Source organism: Brevibacterium sediminis, assembly GCF_024895295.1.
GTDB lineage: Bacteria > Actinomycetota > Actinomycetes > Actinomycetales > Brevibacteriaceae > Brevibacterium > Brevibacterium sediminis.
On the sequence record NZ_JAHQRN010000011.1, the window covers coordinates 34,810 to 52,450 of the forward strand.

The window sequence follows — 17,641 nt, forward strand, 5'->3', positions numbered from 1 at the left end:
GTCAGCCTTCCAGCGCGCGGTTGACGATGGCGGCCATGCGGGCCGCGGCATCGGTGGGGTAGTTGAGATGCAGTGCCGCCTGGCTCATCTGCGTCAGACGGGGCTCGTCGGCCAGCAGCGGCAGAATAGTGTCGACGACCGTCGACGGTGAGAATTCTGCATTGTCGACCATGAGTGAGGCACCGGCCGAGACGCTTCCGGAGGCGTTGAGGCGCTGTTCGCCGTTGCCGATGGCCAGCGGCACGTAGACCGCCGGGACTCCGGCGACCGTGGCTTCGGAGACTGTGGCGGCACCGGAGCGGGCGACGAGCAGATCGGCGACCGCATAGGCCCGATGCATTCCGTCGACGTAGTCCACGACGTGGTAGTCGGGCAGCTCGGCCGCCGCCTCCCGCAGGGCCTCGCCCTTTCCGGCCCCCGTGATATGGAGGACTTGGACGCCGGCCTCCTGACATGCGGTCGCGGTGGCCAGGAACGCTTCGTTGATCTTCTGCGCACCGGAGGAACCGCCGGTCACGACGAGGACCGGACGGTCGTCGCGCAGCCCGAGATCGGCACGGAACCCCGCGCGCTGTCCCGCGTCGCTGCGGTCGAGATCCGTGATCTCGGTGGGCATGGGCATGCCGACGAGGATAGAATTCCGCAGCTCGGTGTCCGGGAAGGTGATCCCGACGCGCCCGGTGGTGGTCAGTCGGGCGCCGAGGCGGTTCGCCATTCCCGGCTTCGCATTGGCTTCGTGGACGATCAGTGGGATCTTCGCCTGTTTGGCGGCGAGGAAGGCCGGCGGGCAGACGTAGCCGCCGACGCCGACGACGGCGTCGATGCTGCGGGAAGCGATGATCTGCTTGACGGCGGAGATATTGCCGCGGAAGCGTCCCGGGAACTTCAGCAGGGCGGGACTGATCGACCGCGGCATGGGCACCTTGTCGATGGTGAGCAGTTCGAACCCGGCACGCGGTACGATTTCGGCTTCGAGCCCGTCGGGGGTGCCCAACGCCACGACATCCCAGTCGGGGTGCTGCCGGCGCAGCTCGCGGCCGATCGCCAGCATCGGCGAGATATGGCCGGTGGTGCCTCCACCGGCGAGGAGGATACTCGTCATCTCATTTCCTTTTCTTGCGGGCAAGCACGGCGAGTGAGGATCGCAGACGTTCCTTGTTGGCGGCGATGGCCGCCTCGGCGCCCGGTTCGGTGCGAGCGAACGACAGCACCACTCCCACTGCGAGGAGAGAGGCGATGATCGAGGAGCCGCCGTAGGACACGAACGGCAGCGGCAGACCGATGACCGGCAGCAGTCCGGTGACGACGCCGATGTTGATTCCGGCCTGCCCGATGATGAGGGCGAAGAAGCCGGCAGTGGCGACCTGGACCATGAGACTGTTCGAACGCATCACCACGCGGACCATGGCGAAGCCGAGGACGGCGAAGATGAGAATGACGACGAGGGTGCCGACGAGGCCCAGCTCCTCTCCGATTATGGCGAAGATGAAGTCGTTGTGGGCTTCGGGCAGCCAGGACCATTTCTCACGGCTGGCGCCGAGCCCGACCCCCAACCATCCGCCGGAGGCCAGCGAGAACAGCCCGTGGTTGGACTGCCAGGCTTGGCCCATGGTGTCTGCAGCGCTCTGGTCCGCGTGACCGGTGAGCATCGCCTGGATGCGGTCAAGACGGTTCTGGGAGCTGAGGACGAAGAAGGTGACCGCCGCGGCGAGCACGCCACCCAGGAGGATGAAGTACTTCATCGGGAATCCGCCGACGAACAGGCAGACGACGGCCATGGCCATGATGACCAGGCCGGTGCCGAGGTCGTTGCCGGCCACGACGAGTCCGGCGGCGCCGAGGACTCCGGGCACGACGGGGATCATGGCATGGCCGAAGGTGGTCATCTTCCCGGCCTTCTGGGCGAGGATGAAGCCGAGCCACAGGGCGAGGGCGACCTTGAGGAACTCCGAGGGCTGGATCTGGAATCCGCCGAACCCGATCCAGTTCGCATTGCCCTTCGTCTCTTTGCCGAGTCCGGGGACGAAGACCGCCGCCTGCATGAGGAGTCCGCCGATGATGGCGAACCATGCGATCCGCTTCCAGAACTGCAGCGGCATCCGGCTCGCGATGTACATGAGGACGAGGCCGACCCCGGCGAACATCGCCTGCTTGTTGAAGTAGGCGAATGAGGAGCCGGCTCCCCCGTCGTAGGAAGTGATCGATGAGGCGGAGAGCACCATGACCAGGCCGAGTCCTGTGAGCAGGACGACGGAGGCGAGGATGAGGAAGTAGGTCGTCAGCGGGTGCGCGGAGAGACTGGAGATGTCATCGCGCAGATGGATCCATGCCTTCTTGAGCACCGAGGCGGTCTTGTTCTTCCCCGCGGCCTTCGCAGGCTTCTTCGAGGTGGCCTTCGCGGCACTCTTGCCAGACGTCTTCGCAGGCTTCTTCGCCGCCCCCGCCTTCGGTCTGGAGTCGCGTGCGGCAGATGCCGACCTGCCGGTTCCTGACGAGCGCCTGCCTGCGGTCGTCGTCGGCGCTGTCTTCGCGGCAGACGCTGTGCCGGCAGACTTCGCGTTTCGCGCCTTCGGCGCGGTCTTGACCCCCGTCTGCTGCCGCCCGGTCGTCGGCCTCGAAGTGGTCGACGTCGTCGGAGCGGATGCGGAGACAGAGGCCTTCGCAAGCTTGCGGCGGCGGCGTTCATCCGCCTTCGCGGTGGTCTGCCGTCCCATCTCAGCGCTCCAGGTGCGAGTTGACGGCCTCGGCGAAGAGATCGCCGCGAGTGTTGTAGTTGAGGAACTGGTCCATGCTCGCTGCCGCCGGTGCCAGGAGAACGGTGTCTCCGGCTTCGGCCAACCGTGCGGCTGCGTCGACGGCGGCCGCGGCGACGGCCTCTCCGCGGCGTTTCGGGACTCCGGAGTCCACGGCCAGGGCCGGTTCGATGCGGACGACTTCGAGGTCGGGGATGGTCGCGGCGATGGCCTCACGGTAAGCCGAGTCGTCCGATCCGATGAGCACGAGTGCCTTCAGCCGTTCGCGGTGGTCGGCGAACAGCGAGGTGAAGTCGGCGCCTTTGGGCAGTCCCCCGGCGATCCAGATGATCGAGTCGAAGGCGGCCAGCGAGGCATTCGCGGCGTGGGTGTTCGTCGCCTTCGAATCGTCGACCCAGCGGATGCCGTCCGCCTCGGCGACGGTGACCATGCGGTGGGCGCCGAGTGAATGGTTCTGCAGTCCCGCGGCGATCGCCTGACCGGGCACGTCGATGGCGCGGGCCAGACAGGCTGCGGCCAGAGCATTGGCGACCTGGTGGGGGGCGGGCCGCGAACCCGCGACCCCGGTGGCCGTCGCCACATCGTCGAGGGAGGCGAGTTCGGCGGCCGATGAGTAGCGCTGCGGAATGAAGGCCCGGTCGACCAGCAGGTCCTCGACGACGCCGAGCTCGCCGGGGCGAGGCACACCGGTGGTGAAGCCGATGGCCTTGGCTCCTTCGACGACGTCGGCGTCCTCGACCATGTGCAGAGTCACCTCGTCTGCGCAGTTGTACACGCAGGCGAGCTTCGCATTGTGGAAGATCTTCGCTTTGTCTGCCGCATAGGCTTCGGCGCTGCCGTGCCAGTCGAGGTGATCGGGTGCGATGTTGAGCACGGCTGCGGCGTCGGCGCTCATCGACTCCTGCCAGTGCAGCTGGAAGCTCGAGAGTTCGATCGCGAGGGCCTCGAGGCCGGGTTCGAGCACGGCTTCAAGCAGCGGGGTGCCGATATTGCCGCAGGCCTTGGCCTTGAGCCCTGCTGCCAGCAGCATCGATTCGAGCATCGTCGTGGTCGTCGTCTTGCCGTTGGTGCCGGTGATGGCGAGCCATTTGGCGTCGTTGGTGCCGCGGATCCGCCACGCGAGTTCGACTTCGCCGATGACCGGGATACCGGCCTTCGCTGCGGCCGCGAGCACCGGCTGGTCCGGACGCCATCCGGGTGAGGTGACGACGAGGTCGAATTCGCCTTCGGGCAGAGCTTCGACGTGTTCGGGTCCCCGTCGGATGTCGACGTCGAAGACCTCGAGGATCTGCGCCTTCTCGCTCACATCGGCGGTGGCGTCGCCGTCGATGACGATGACATCGGCTCCGCGTTCGCCGAGGTGGACGGCAGCGGGGAATCCCGTCACCCCGAGACCGGTGACGAGGATGCGCAGTCCGGCCAGGGATGAACTCGGTCCGTGCAGTGCGGCCGGGATCTCCTTGGTGGTGGGTTCATCAGCCAATGCGCGCCACCCAATCGGCGTAGAACAGGCAGATTCCGGCGATGACGAAGAGGGCGGCGATGATCCAGAACCTCACCACGATCGTCACTTCGGCCCAGCCCTTGAGTTCGAAGTGGTGCTGCAGGGGCGCCATGCGGAACACGCGTTTGCCGGTGGTCTTGAAGGAAGCGACCTGGATGATCACCGACAGGGTGATGATGACGAAGAGTCCGCCGAGGACGATGAGCAGCAGCTCGGTGCGCGACATGATCGCCAGTCCGGCGAAGGCACCGCCGATGGCCAGCGAACCGGTGTCGCCCATGAAGATCTTCGCCGGCGAGGTGTTGAACCACAGGAAGCCGAAGCAGGCCGCGGCCATGGCGCCGGCGACCATCGCGAGGTCGCGGGGGTCGCGCATGTAGTAGCAGGCGTTCGTGGCCTCGGACATGAGATTGCAGTTCTGGGTCGACTGCCAGGTGCCGATGACGACATAGGCGGCGAAGACGACCACCGAGGCGCCGGCGGCCAGTCCGTCGAGGCCGTCGGTGAGGTTCACCGCGTTCGAGACAGCGGTGACGATGAGGTTCGCCCAGATGACGAACAGGATGAGGCCGAGGATCGCCGAACCGAAGGCGAGGTCGAGGTTCGTGTCGCGGATGAACGACACCTTCGTCGACGCCGGGGTCTCACCGAAGGAGTTCGGGAACTGCAGCGCGAGCACGGCGAACGAGATTCCGACGAAGGCCTGGCCGATGAGCTTCGGCATGGGGCGCAGTCCCAGTGACCGCTGCTTCTTGATCTTGATGAAGTCGTCGAGGAAGCCGACGACCGCCAGTCCTGCGGCCAGCCACAGCACGAGCAGACCCGACGCTGTGGGCACGGAACCGGTGAACAGGTGTCCGAGCAGGTAGGCGAGCACTGCGGCGCCGATGATGACGACTCCGCCCATGGTCGGGGTTCCGCGCTTCGTCGCGTGCGAGGTCGGACCGTCGTCACGGACGAACTGGCCGTACCCTTTCTTGACGAGCACCCGGATGAACAGCGGTGTCCCGACGAGAGCGAAGATGAGAGCCAGGCAGGCTGCGAGCAGTACGGCAATCATTGGGCCCCCGATACTCCGGCGATTTCGTCTCCCAGATAGCGCAGACCGGCATCGCGGGAGGATTTGAACAGAACGATGTCGCCGGGAGCGAGTTCGGCGCTCAGAAGGTCCTTCGCCTCGGCCGCGGTGGCGACCCAGGCCGCCTCGTTGCCCCAGGAGCCTTCGAGGTTCGCAGCGTTGAAGATCGGCTTCGCGCCCTCTCCTACGACGATGGTGCGAGTGATGTTGAGGCGCACGACGAGTTCGCCGATGTCCGAGTGCGCGGACACCGATTCGGACCCGAGTTCGAGCATCTCGCCGAGCACGGCGAAGGTGCGACGTGGGCTGTTCTCCTCATCACCGCGGCCCATCGAGGCCAGGGTCTTCAAGGAGGCCCGCATGGATTCGGGGTTCGCATTGTAGGCGTCGTTGAGCACGGTCACGCCCGACGGCGAATCGATGAGCTCCATCCGCCAGCGACTGGCCGCCGAGGAGGTCGACAGCGTCGTGACGATCGACCTGGCCGCTACGCCGCAGGCGTGGGCGATGGCGGCTGCCGCCAGAGCGTTGCCGACGTGGTGCTCGCCGATGAGCGCCAGACGCACATCGCGGGGCTCCTCACCGGGCAGGGTGAGGGTGAACGTCGGATGACCGGAGGAATCCGTGGACACCGAGGTACCGCGCACGACCAGGTCGTCGGCACCGACCCATTCGGGCAGGGACTCACGCTGTGAGAACCACAGGGTGGTCACCTCTGGAGCGAGCACCTCGCGCATCGCCGATACGCGGGTGTCGTCGGCGTTGAGCACGGCGGTGGATCCGGCCGTCAGGGACTCCACGAGTTCGGCCTTCGCCCGCGCGGTGTTCTCGATCGAACCGAAGACTCCGGAGTGGGCGGTGCCCACGGCCAGCTCGACGGCGATATCTGGTCGGATGAGGCTCGTCAGATAGGCGAGGTTGCCGATCGACCGTGCGCCCATCTCGAGGACGAGGAAACGAGTGGTTTCGACCGCGCGCAGAGCTGTCAGCGGGACTCCGACCTCGTTGTTGTAGGAGTTCGGCGGCCACACGGTCTCCGCCTCACCCGAGAGCAGATCCGCGGCGAGGTCCTTCACCGTGGTCTTGCCGACGGAACCGGTGATCGCGATGACGGTGAGTTCGCCGTCTGTGCGCAGGCCTTCGATGCTGTGCTTGGCCAACTGGCCGAGCGCTTCGGTGGCATCGGCGACGACGACGACCGGCAGAGGTTCGTCGTCGATGGTGGGGACGGATTCGCCGATGATCAGGGCCGCTCCCGCCTCGACGGCGGCGGCGGCGAATTCGATGCCGTCGAAGCTCTCGCCTCGGCGGGCGACGTAGATATCGCCGGGTCCGACTTCTCTCGAGTCGGTCACCACACCGGCGGTCAATGGGGTCTCGGGGTCGATGCCGTACAACTCGCCGCCCAGGGCGGTTGCGATTTCGGCTGCAGTCAGTCGCTTCATATCATCTGTGAACTTTACCTGGTTGTGCGCCGCCCAGTCGCATGGACAGCGCTGAGCGTGTCCTGGCCCGGTCGTCGAAATCGGTGACCGTGGTGCCCACGGTCTGGCCTGTCTCATGCCCCTTGCCCGCGATGAGCACGGTCGCCGAGGCGTCTGCTTCGGCAATCGCCTCATCGATGGCGGCACCGCGGTCGGGGACCTCGATGATCTTTTTCACACGGGCCCGTCCCGCATCCACCTCGGCGTCGATCCCCTGCCTGATGGCTGCACGGATCGTGTCGGGATCCTCGGTGCGCGGATTGTCGTCGGTGAGAACGATCACATCGGCTTCACGTGCCGCCGCCTGACCCATGCCGAAGCGCTTGCCGCGGTCGCGGTCGCCTCCGGCGCCGAAGACGATGATGAGCTCATCGGAGTCGGCGTGGAGCGTCGCCAGCGCCTTCGCGATCGCGTCGGGGGTGTGCGAGTAGTCGACGATGGCCCGCGGCAGGATGTCCGGGTGGGATTCGCTCAGCGCCCGCGGACCGGAGACATCGATGATCTCCATCCGTCCGGGCACCGTGGCCACGAAGCTGCGGCCGATGGCATCGATCTCTTCGGCACTGACGCCGGCCTCGATGAGCATCGAGGCCGCCAGGGCCGTATTCGTGACGTTGAAATCGCCTGGCAGCGGTGAGCGGAGCCGGATGCTCTCCCCGTCGTCGAGGTGGAGCACGAAGTCCGAAACGCCTGGGGTGTGCTCGATGCGCCACTGGCTGCGTTCGTCTCGTCCCAGCGTGCGCACGGGCACCTGTGCGGCCGCCGTCATCCGCTCGCCCCATTCGTCTTCGACGACAATGACGGCCTTGTCGGAGAATGTGCGGGTGAACAGCTGGGCCTTCGCCTCGAAGTACTCCTCCATCGTGTTGTGGAAGTCGAGGTGATCCTGGGACAGGTTCGTGAACCCGGCGACGCTGAAGTGAGCCCCGTCGACGCGGTGCTGGCTGAGCGCGTGGGAGGAGACCTCCATCGCACAGGTGTCGACCTCGGCCGCGCGCATCTTCGCAAACAGGGCGTGCAGTTCGGGGGCCTCCGGAGTCGTGCGCACGCTGGGCACCGTATCGCCGGCGATGAGGATGGCGACAGTGCCGATGACGGCGGTGCGGTGGCCCAGTGCCGCGAGCATCCCGTCGGCCAGGTAGGTCGTCGTCGTCTTCCCGTTCGTTCCGGTGACTCCGATGAGCTCCGGCACCGAGGTGGTCCCGTAGACGGCAGCGGAGACGAACCCGAGCACGGCGCGAGGTGCTTCGACGATGAGAGCGGTGACTCCGGCGAGCAGGTCCCGGTCCGCCTCGTCCGTGCCCAGCGCTTCGGTGATGAGATGCCAGCCGGCATCGTCGGTGAGGATGGCGTCGACTCCGGCGCGGATCAGCTCGGGGGCGAACTTCGCACCGTGGACGTTCGCGCCCGGCAGGGCGGCGTAGAGCTGACCGGGTGAGACCGCACGCGAGTCGTGGGAGACTCCGGTGACCTCTGTCTCGGGGTCACCGTGGAGGGTGCCGGGTGCGATCGGCAGCAGCTGTGAAAAGCGCATCATTTCCATTCTCGGGCGGGCAGGTCGGGCTTCTGTGTCGACGGTGGGATCTTGAGATGCCGCATGGCGAAGCCCGCGACATCGGAGAACACGGGGGCTGCGGCCTGTCCACCGTAGTAGCCGTTCCGAGGACGTTGCAAAGTCACCGAGATCGCGAGTTCGGGATCTTCGGCGGGCAGGACGCCGACGAAGGAGGCGGTGTATCCGTCATAGCCTCCGCCCTCGGCTGCCGGTGCCTGCGCGGTGCCGGTCTTCCCTGCGACCCTGTAGCCGGAGACCTGGGCGGACTTGCCCGTGCCTTCGGCCACGACGCCTTCGAGCATCCGCAGGGTCTCGTCGGCGGCCTTCTTGCTGACGACGCGTTCCTTCTCTCCTGCGGGGGTGGAGATGGTGCGTCCGTTCGGGGAGATCATTCCGTCGACGAGGCGGGAGGGCACGTGGACTCCCCCGTTGGCGATGGTGGAGATGACGTCGGTCGTCTGGATCGCGTTCGCGGCCACACCCTGACCGAACATCACGGTGTACTTCGTACGTCCGTCCCACTCCTCGTACGGATGCAGGATGCCCGAGGTCTCGGCCGGGAAGTCGATTCCCGAACTGGTGCCGAAGCCGAACTTCTTCATGTATTCGTAGCGCTGGGCTTCGGTGAGTTCCTTGCCCGCCAGCACGGTGCCGGTGTTCGAGGATTGGGCGAGGATTCCGGCGAAGGTGAGCTTCTCGTCGGGGTGCTCGTGGGAGTCGCGGAACTCCTCGTCGTTCGGTGCCTTCCACTTGTCCGGGACGGTGAACTCCTGTTCGGGAGTGACGAGTCCTTGGTCGAGCAGCGCTGCGGCGGTGACCATCTTCGCGGTCGAACCGGGCTCGAACATGTCGGTGAAGATGCGCGAACCGCGGTCGGGGCCGTCGACCTTGCCCGGGGAGTTCGGGTCGACGGTGGGAGCATCCGCGGCGGTGATGATGCGTCCCGTCTTGATCTCTTTGATGACGATCGACGCGGATTCGGCTTCGTGCTTCTTCCGCTGCTCTTCGATGGCCTGCTGTGCGTAGTACTGCATCGCCGGGTCGATCGTCGTCTGCAGGCCCTGGCCGTCGACGGCGTCCTTCATGTTGTTGTCGCCGAGAGGGATGATCTCTCCGCGTGCTCCGCGTTCGTACTGCTGCTGGCCGTCCTTGCCCGACAGCTGTTCGTCATAGGCCGATTCGAGACCGGCCTGGGCCGTGCCGTCGGAGCTGAGGAACCCGACGAGGTTGCCGGCGACTCCGCCGGCAGGGTATGAGCGCACGGAGTACTCCTCGGCGGAGATGCCGAGGACCTCGAGCTTCTTCACCGCACGCCAGGTCTCCGAGGTCAGCCCCTTCGCAACGGGGTTCCATCGCTTGTCGCCGACGAGTTTCGGATAGAGGACACCGGGGTCGGTCTTCAGCGGCTTCGACAGGGCTTCGGCTGCGCCCCAGGCTCCGACGAGCTTGCCGTCGACTTCGTACTGGGCGACGTTCTGCTGATCGACGACGAGCTGGTAACGGGAGACGCTGTCGGCGAGCACTGTGCCGTCGGCGGCCAGGATCTGTCCGCGATCGGCCGGCAGGGTCCGAGTGACCAGGCGATTCGACAGCGCCTTCTCCGCCAGCTTCATCGAATCCATACCCTGGATGGATACGAGGCGGACGGAGGTGATGAGGAGGACGAGGACCGACACCGCGGCGATGAAGCCCATCCGCCAACGCAGATCGGGGCCACCGCCCTTGCGTTTCTTCTTCAGTCGGGTCTTGGCTGGGCCCATAGCTTGAGTCCTCGGTCCTTGGTGTGGTCGGCGAATGTGTCGGTCAGGCCGTTCCCTGGTCCCGGTGAGCTCGGACTACTTCGGCGCCTCCTGGCTCGGAGCCGCCACGTCCTGGCTCGGGCTGCCCCCGACGACCGGGAGCTTCTCATCCGATCGTAGATTGGGTCGGATGTCATTACGTGTATCGGCGCGCGGGCCGGGCACGACTGTGGGCTCTTTCTCACCGCTGACGTCGATTCCGGGGGCATCGATCATCTTCCCGGTCTTCGCGTCGAGGAATTCCGGTGAGGAATCACGGACGAGACCGAGCTCTTCGGCGGCCAAGGCGATGTTCTGCGGGGACTCACGGTACGAGTTGTCTTCGACGAGGCGGTCCTTCTGCTCGGCCAGAGCTTCCTTCTCACTCGTCAGCTGGTCGACCTTGTAGGAGGTGTTGGCGACGAAGATGTTGAGCAGCAGCACGGCCACGAGGGTGGCGAGAAGGATCCCCACGCACAGCATGGAGAAGGGCAGACGGGACTTCGGCAGTTCGAACTTGAGCAGCCGCAGCCTCGCCCCACCCTGCTGACCACCGGCCTCTTCGAACCGGCGCGGACGTTCGGGGAAGTTATGCTGACCGGCTCTTGCCGAGGAATTGCTCACGATCGTGCCTCCCTGATCTTCTGCACTGCCCGCAGTCGGACGCTTGCCGCCCGCGGGTTGGTCTCTGCTTCTTGCTCATCAGCCATTTCGGCGCCCCGGATGATCTCGGTCAGCCAGGGCTGGTGCTCTTCGGGCACGACCGGCAGATCCGGCGGCGCCGAGGAGGTCGTGGCCGCTCGGAAGGTCTTCTTCACGATCGTGTCCTCCAATGACTGGTAGGACTCGATGACGGCCACTCCCCCGATGTGCAGCGCTTCCAGTGCCGCCGGCAGCGCGGTGCGCAGCACCCCGAGCTCGTCGTTGACCTCGATGCGCAGGGCCTGAAAGGTGCGTTTGGCGGGATGCGACTTCTTTTTCGTCTGCGGGATCACTCGGGAGAGCATGGCCGCGAGCTGGTCCGAGGTCTCCCACGGGGTGTCGACTCGGTCGGTGACGATGATCTTCGCGATCTTGCCGGCCAGCTTCTCCTCTCCGTATTCGCGGAGGATGCGGCGCAGCTCGGATTCCGAGTAGGTGGCCAGCACTTTCTCCGCCGTGAGCTCCTGGGTGCGGTCCATGCGCATGTCCAGGGGCGCCGGCCGGGAGTAGGAGAATCCGCGTTCGTCCTCGTCGAGCTGCAGTGAGGACACTCCCAGGTCGAGCAGGATCGCGCTGATCTCTGAGATGCCGAGGTCGGCGAGGACCTCGGGCAGTTCGTCGTCGACTGCGTGGACGATATCGATGCGGTCAGCGAAGGGGGCCAGGCGTTTCGCGGCGATGTCGATGGCCTGCAGATCACGGTCGATGCCGACGAGGTGGACATCGTCGAAGGCCGTGAGGACGGCTTCGGCGTGACCGCCCATTCCGAGCGTGCCGTCGACGACGACCGGGGTGTGGCCCGCGCCCCTGGCGGCTTCGACGCCGACGCCGATGAGTTCGACCACGCGCGTCAGGAGCACCGGTACGTGCTGAGCTGTCATTCGTGGGTCCTTCATACGGGGGTGGTCGGGGGTGCGCTGCTGGAGCCAGAACCTTGACCGCCGTGGCCCTGCCACCGGGGAAGTGTGTCAGGACGTCCGAGCTTCGGAAACGGGGAAGTTCCCCGAAACTCGAGCACGGCGGGCAAGGATCAAACCCGAGCAGAATCAGATCACTCCGGGGATCACCTCCTCCTCGCGTTCGGCGAAGGCCTGCTGAGCGCCGACGAGGTAGTCCTCCCAGGTCGGTGCATCCCAGATCTCGACTCGGTTGCCCATGCCGATCACTGCGACTTCCCGATCGAGTGATGCGTACTGCCGCAATATGTTCGGGACCGTGATGCGTCCCTGTTTGTCCGGTTGTTCCGCAGATGCCGCCGACAGGAACACACGCTGGTAATCGCGGGCTTCCTTATTCGTCTTCGGCGCGTTCTGGATTCGCGCGTGCTCGGCTTCGAACTCCGTGGTGGGGAACAGGGTGAGGCAGTTCTCCTGGCCACGGGTCAGAACGAGTCCGGGCGACAGCTCCTCGCGGAACTTTGCGGGCAGGATGAGGCGACCTTTGTCGTCGAGCTTCTGCATATGAGTGCCCAAGAACATGTCGTCTCACCCCTTTCGAAACCCATCGGCTCCGATAGCAACCACAGTACTCCACTTCCCTCCACATATTCCAGCTTTTCGCTTCAACGATGCTCCTGACTCATTGTTTTCCCAGGTCAGATAGGTGGAGGAAAGTGGGGAAAATTTCTCGAAGGCGCGTCGCGGGAGTGTCGGACGCGGGAAGAACGGCGGGCCCGCGAAGGCGGTGGGCTGCCTCGGCGAGGACGATGAGAACGGCACAGATCCGCGAGAATCCGGGGATCACGGGCGAGACCCGCGCCGAGGTGGAGGCGAGTGGGGAGGAAAGTGGAGGGTCCGCGTGGAGGAAAGTGGGGAGAGTGGTGGGGAGTGGGGTGGGGTGCCTCGGGGAGGGCGTGGGAGTGGGGAGGAGAAGGGAGTGACGAAGCTGAAAGAAACTCGTGTGGCTGGGGTGCGGGCTTTAAGGGACAATGGAGGGTATGTCGACCAGCCAAGAAGGTACACAGACCAATTCCGTGATCGGCGCCGAACACATCGAGTGGGTGCAGAATCTGACCTCGCGGGCACGCACCGCGATGAACTCGGTGCTCGAGGGCAAGGATGAGGCCGTCGGCCTCTCACTCATCGCACTGCTCGCCGGCGGACATGTCCTCCTCGAAGACGTCCCCGGCGTCGGCAAGACCCTGTTGGCCCGTGCCATGGGCAAGGTCGTCGACGGTTCCGTGCGCCGCATCCAGTTCACCCCGGACCTGCTGCCCACCGACGTCGTGGGTGTGAACCTGTTCAACCAGGAGACTCGTCACTTCGAGTTCCGACAGGGACCGGTGTTCGCGAACATCGTCATCGCCGACGAGATCAACCGTGCGTCCCCGAAGACGCAGTCGGCGATGCTCGAGTGCATGGCCGAAGGTCAGGCGACGATCGACGGGCAGACCTATCCGATGCCCACGCCGTTCATCGTCGTCGCCACTCAGAATCCGATCGACATGGAGGGCACCTACGCTCTGCCCGAGGCGCAGCGCGACCGCTTCCTCACCCGTATCTCCCTGGGATATCCGGCGACGTCCGACGAGGTCGATCTGCTGGACAACCAGATCCAGAACGATCCCCTCGAGACCGCTGCCGCGGTGACGAACCTCGAGCAGATCACTCAGGCCCGCACCATCGTCCGCCATGTCTCCGCCAGCCGGCAGCTGCGCGAGTACATCGTGGCGATCCTCCATGCCACCCGCAACGATCAGGCGATCCTGCTCGGCAGCTCCCCGCGCGGCGGCGTCCATCTGCTGCGGGCGGCGAAGGCACGCGCGGCACTGTCGGGGCGCACCTTCGTCACCCCCGACGATGTGCAGGCTCTGGCCCCGTACATCCTCGCCCACCGCATCATCCCCCGCGACGGAGACGACGCAGATCTGGCTGCTGACCTCATCGGTCGGGTGCTGTCCCGCGTGCCCGTCTCGGCGAACCAGTGACCGCATGCGACTGAGCACTTCGGGCATCATCTTCGTCCTGGCCGGGGCGGCCCTGATCATCACGGCCTACCGCTTCGCGCTGCCTGGCCTGCTGCCGGCCGGTCTGCTGCTGCTCGGCCTGGTCCTGCTCTCGGCGCTGCTCATCCTATGGGGCACCCGTCGGGTGTCGATCGCGATGAGCACGAACCTCCACGAAGTGGCGCTGTCTCCTTCGGGAGACCGCTACCCGCTGGCCGCCGAAGGCAAAGAGGTCGAAGTCCAGGCGCGCGTGACGAATGTCGGCCAGCTCGCGATTCCCGCCGCGACGATCGATTTCACCCCGGCCGAGGGATTCGGCGACTCCACCTCCGGTGATGTCCCGGCTCTGGCCCATGGGGCATCGCAGACGGTGCTGACGTCGTTCACCCCCAATCGCCGCGGTGTCTCCGGGATCGATGCGGTCCTCATCACCGTGTTCGGACCCTTCGGCCTGGTGAAGATGAAGAAGAAGGCCCACGGGGCCTTCCCCGTGGCCGTGTCCGTGCCGATCCTGCCTGCGCGCATCCCGCAGGATTCGTCGATTCGGCCCTCCCGCCTCGACGACGGCAAGGTCCGCACCGGACACACCACCCGGGACTTCCACACACGTGAGTACGTGCCCGGCGATGATCTGCGGCATGTGCATTGGCCCTCGACGGCGAAGTCCGGCGAGCTCATGGTCCGGCACGAAGCCGATGAGGAGACGCTCCATTCGCTCATCCTCATCGACCTCGTCGCCGATGAGGGCGCCGTGGAGCCGAGCGACCTCGAGATCGAGTTCCTGCTGGCCGCGGCGACCGCGGCCGGAACCGCGTTCCTCAAGGCCGATTACGAAGTCAATGTCGTCGCTCCCGGACACCAGATCAGATTCAAAGGAGCCCGCGAGATCGACAAGCTGCGTCTGCTCTCCGCCCTTGTGCGCCCGGGCAGGGTCGAACTGCCCTCGCACGACAACCCCAACCACATCGTCATCTGCTCCGTCGGCGACCAGCGCGGGCAGGAACTCGCCTCGCACTTCTCCCGCCGCGTGCCGGTGACTCTGCGCACGCTCAGCGAGATCGACGATCTGACGATGCTCGGTCTCAGCGAGGACCTGCCGGAGTCCTGGACGACGTTCGAGTCCAAGCGCTCTCGCAGCGGCACCGGTCGGACCTCGGCCGAACCCGGACCGGGAACTGCCGGTGCCGGCAGCGCGTCCGCGGCTCCGGGTGGTGCGAGCTCGACTCCGCAGGGGGTGCGCCGATGAGTCTGAATACTCCCGACACACGTCTGCGCGGAGCCGATTCCGAGTCTCCGGCGAACGGCTATTCGGCTCCCTCGTCGACGGGCGATGAGCGCCCGAGCACGGGCTGGCTCGAGGCGATCGTCGTCTTCGTCGCCATGGCCCTTACCGCTGTCGCCGTATCGGCGGTGTTCAAGGACTTCGCCTGGGTCTCGCCCGTCCTGGTCGCCGTCGCCGTCGTCGTCATCGTCGGCGCCGTGTTCCGCACCGTTCCGGCACTGCGCTCGACCGGCACCGCGGTCATCGCCCAGTGCGTGGCCGGTCTCATCGCGGTCTTCATCGTCTGCGCCGGGGATTCGCTTCTGCTCGGGTTCATCCCGACCGGTGAGTCCTTCGGAACGGTGATCGATCTGCTCTCCGAGGGGGTCAGCGACCTCTACGCGACCGCTCCCCCGGCGGCGAGCACACCGGGCTTCATCGCGATGCTCACGATCGCTTTCACCCTCATCACGATCCTCATCGACGGCCTCGTCTCGGATCTGCGGGCACCGAAGGTCGGCGGTGTGCTGCTGCTCGTGCTGTGGATGATCCCCGTCTACTTCGCCGCGCAGGAGGTGAAGTGGTGGCACATCGTCGCGATCCTCGCGGCGTTCCTGCTGCTCATGCTCAGCCCCTATCTGCCCGCGACCCGGTGGCGCGGAGGAATGACGGCGATCCTCGCCGGAGCTCTGGCTCTGGCGATCGGCATCGGCCTGCCCCATCTGCTGCCCCCGGTGCCCACCCTGCCCGACCGGGCCTCGAAGGGCCAGGGCGACCTGACGGTGACGAACCCATTCCTCAACCTGCGCCAGAACCTCGGCGACCGGGATGACAAGACGCTGTTCAGCTACCAGACGACGGACGAGGACGCGGATCCGATCCGGTTGACCTCGATCGATGACTTCGACGGTGAGAACTGGGCACCGAGCCCGTTCAGCCTCGATCCGTTCGCGATCGCCGCCGACGGAATGCCATGGCCCGCGGGGATGCCGCGGGACAAGAACTTCAAGGAGCAGACGATCAGCGTCGCCGTCGGCGACGACTACGACCAGCAGTACCTGCCGTCTCCGTATGCTCCGCAGCAGCCGAAGGACCTGAGTCGTCGGTGGATCTTCGACGAGAAGACCTTGACGGTCGTCGGCAACGGTGAGAAGACCGGTGGACTGCAGTATTCGATGGACTATCTGTCCCCGAATCCCGACGTCGAGGATCTGCAGTCGGCAACTCCGGTGTCCGAGAGCGACTTCGAGACCGAACTCGCCGTCCCCGACTCCCTGCCGACCAGCGTGAAGGAGACCGCAGAGCGGGTCACCGCCGATGCGGATAACCAGTGGGAGGCCGCAGTCATGCTGCAGGCGTACTTCCGCGGCGGCGATTTCGAGTATTCGCTCGATGCCCCCGAACGGGCCAGCGGCGACGCAATCTCGGACTTCCTGGCGGATAAGCAGGGCTACTGCGTCCAGTTCTCCTCGGCCATGACGATCATGGCCCGGACGATGGGAATTCCGGCCCGCATCGGCGTCGGATACGCCGGCGGGGACGAAGCCGAGAACGGCGTCGACGTGAGCATGCAGGATTCGCATGCCTGGCCGGAGCTCTACTTCGAAGGTGCCGGCTGGGTGCGCTTCGAACCCACCCCCGGCGGTCCCGCCGGAGATCCGCCGAAGTGGACCCTCGCCGATGGCGCCGACCAGCAGGAGGAGGGCGACGAGTCGGAGTCTGCGAGCCCGAGCGAAGAGCCGAGCGAATCTGCTTCGCCGACCGGTGGCTCCGAGGAACCCACCGAGGAGGAGACGAGCACTCAGGCCGCAGAGCCGGCCGGTTCGAACTTCGGCACTGTCTTCGGCATCGCTGCGATCGTGCTCGTCCTGCTGCTGCTCGCGGCACTGCCTGCGATCTGGCGTTCGATCCTGCGCTCGCGCAGGACGAAGGATCCGCAGAACCTCGAGGCGGTGTGGACTGAGGTCCGTGCTCTGGCCACCGACTACGGGCAGAGCTTGGATTCGAGTCGGACACTGCGCTTCAACGAGCTCGTGCTCGCCGGTGCCGTCCCTGCAACCGGCGCTGCCGGCGGTGGTGGCACCGAGGCTGCGGATACCTCGAGTACCACCGGTACGGATGCCGGCTCCACGGCGCCAGAGATCGATCCGGACACCGGCGAACCGATGCGAAAGACCGCCGCCGAGGCGGCTGCCGGCTCCGGTGCCGCCGTGCAGAACGCAGAAGCTGCCGGTTCCTCGACGTTCGATCGTTCGGATGAACGGCTGCGACGTCTGAGCAGTCCGGCCCCGTCGCGTCCGTCAGAGTCGGGTCATGATGACTCTGCGCTCGGAGCGTTCGTCGATGCCCTCGAAGCTCAGCGCTACGGTGCGGCTACCGAGGCGCTCGATGACTCGGAGGTGCAAGCGCTCGTCGACGAGGTGAGGACGGACTTGTCGGAGCGGGCCACGCCGGGCAGTCGGATCTCTGCGAAGATCTGGCCGGCCAGCCTGTTCAATCGTCCGAAATGACGAGGAGCTGACGATCCAGGCCGATACCTGGCGGTCCTGGTCGATGTGCGAGGAGGCGGTCCTGCGGGGCCG

Annotated in this window: 13 protein-coding genes; 3 read left to right on the forward strand and 10 right to left on the reverse strand. The window is 66.1% G+C overall.

Translation table 11 applies throughout. The annotated features are described in order from the left end of the window. Nucleotide 1: 1 nt before the first annotated feature. The 10 genes from KTJ89_RS18330 to mraZ form a co-directional block, all read right to left on the reverse strand. Entirely contained in the window at nucleotides 2-1,102 is a 1,101-nt protein-coding gene (locus KTJ89_RS18330) for a UDP-N-acetylglucosamine--N-acetylmuramyl-(pentapeptide) pyrophosphoryl-undecaprenol N-acetylglucosamine transferase (protein WP_259358845.1), read from the reverse strand. Between the two features lies 1 nt (nucleotide 1,103). Continuing rightward, nucleotides 1,104-2,714, reverse strand: coding sequence for a putative lipid II flippase FtsW (gene ftsW, locus KTJ89_RS18335; RefSeq protein WP_259358846.1), 1,611 nt, complete (start codon nucleotides 2,712-2,714; stop codon nucleotides 1,104-1,106). Between the two features lies 1 nt (nucleotide 2,715). Next, the gene (gene murD, locus KTJ89_RS18340; RefSeq protein WP_259358847.1) at nucleotides 2,716-4,236 is read right to left on the reverse strand and encodes a UDP-N-acetylmuramoyl-L-alanine--D-glutamate ligase; all 1,521 of its coding nucleotides are present in this window, start codon (nucleotides 4,234-4,236) and stop codon (nucleotides 2,716-2,718) included. Beyond that, nucleotides 4,229-5,317, reverse strand: a complete 1,089-nt coding sequence (gene mraY, locus KTJ89_RS18345) for a phospho-N-acetylmuramoyl-pentapeptide-transferase (RefSeq protein WP_139469765.1) — start codon at nucleotides 5,315-5,317, stop codon at nucleotides 4,229-4,231. Before mraY ends, murD begins: the two co-directional genes overlap by 8 nt. After that, nucleotides 5,314-6,780, reverse strand: coding sequence for a UDP-N-acetylmuramoyl-tripeptide--D-alanyl-D-alanine ligase (locus KTJ89_RS18350; RefSeq protein ID WP_139908251.1), 1,467 nt, complete (start codon nucleotides 6,778-6,780; stop codon nucleotides 5,314-5,316). Before KTJ89_RS18350 ends, mraY begins: the two co-directional genes overlap by 4 nt. Before the next feature lies 1 nt (nucleotide 6,781). Further along, entirely contained in the window at nucleotides 6,782-8,353 is a 1,572-nt protein-coding gene (locus KTJ89_RS18355; protein WP_259358848.1) for a UDP-N-acetylmuramoyl-L-alanyl-D-glutamate--2,6-diaminopimelate ligase, read from the reverse strand. Then, nucleotides 8,353-10,134, reverse strand: a complete 1,782-nt coding sequence (locus KTJ89_RS18360; RefSeq protein WP_139908253.1) for a peptidoglycan D,D-transpeptidase FtsI family protein — start codon at nucleotides 10,132-10,134, stop codon at nucleotides 8,353-8,355. Before KTJ89_RS18360 ends, KTJ89_RS18355 begins: the two co-directional genes overlap by 1 nt. A 75-nt stretch (nucleotides 10,135-10,209) precedes the next feature. Then, nucleotides 10,210-10,776, reverse strand: a complete 567-nt coding sequence (ftsL, locus tag KTJ89_RS18365; RefSeq protein WP_259358849.1) for a cell division protein FtsL — start codon at nucleotides 10,774-10,776, stop codon at nucleotides 10,210-10,212. Further along, nucleotides 10,773-11,735, reverse strand: coding sequence for a 16S rRNA (cytosine(1402)-N(4))-methyltransferase RsmH (rsmH, locus tag KTJ89_RS18370; protein ID WP_259358850.1), 963 nt, complete (start codon nucleotides 11,733-11,735; stop codon nucleotides 10,773-10,775). The genes ftsL and rsmH overlap by 4 nt, the downstream gene beginning before the upstream one ends. A gap of 165 nt (nucleotides 11,736-11,900) precedes the next feature. Next, entirely contained in the window at nucleotides 11,901-12,332 is a 432-nt protein-coding gene (gene mraZ / locus KTJ89_RS18375; protein ID WP_025777975.1) for a division/cell wall cluster transcriptional repressor MraZ, read from the reverse strand. 458 nt (nucleotides 12,333-12,790) lie between these two features. Between mraZ and KTJ89_RS18380 the strand changes: the two genes are divergently transcribed. The 3 genes from KTJ89_RS18380 to KTJ89_RS18390 are packed head-to-tail and all read left to right on the forward strand — an operon-like array spanning nucleotide 12,791 to nucleotide 17,569. Further along, nucleotides 12,791-13,780: an AAA family ATPase gene (locus KTJ89_RS18380; protein WP_101546280.1), complete on the forward strand. Its 990-nt coding sequence runs from the start codon at nucleotides 12,791-12,793 to the stop codon at nucleotides 13,778-13,780. A gap of 4 nt (nucleotides 13,781-13,784) precedes the next feature. Continuing rightward, the gene (locus tag KTJ89_RS18385; protein WP_259358851.1) at nucleotides 13,785-15,044 is read left to right on the forward strand and encodes a DUF58 domain-containing protein; all 1,260 of its coding nucleotides are present in this window, start codon (nucleotides 13,785-13,787) and stop codon (nucleotides 15,042-15,044) included. Next, nucleotides 15,041-17,569, forward strand: a complete 2,529-nt coding sequence (locus KTJ89_RS18390) for a transglutaminase TgpA family protein (RefSeq protein ID WP_259358852.1) — start codon at nucleotides 15,041-15,043, stop codon at nucleotides 17,567-17,569. The genes KTJ89_RS18385 and KTJ89_RS18390 overlap by 4 nt, the downstream gene beginning before the upstream one ends. The last annotated feature ends 72 nt before the right edge of the window (nucleotides 17,570-17,641 follow it).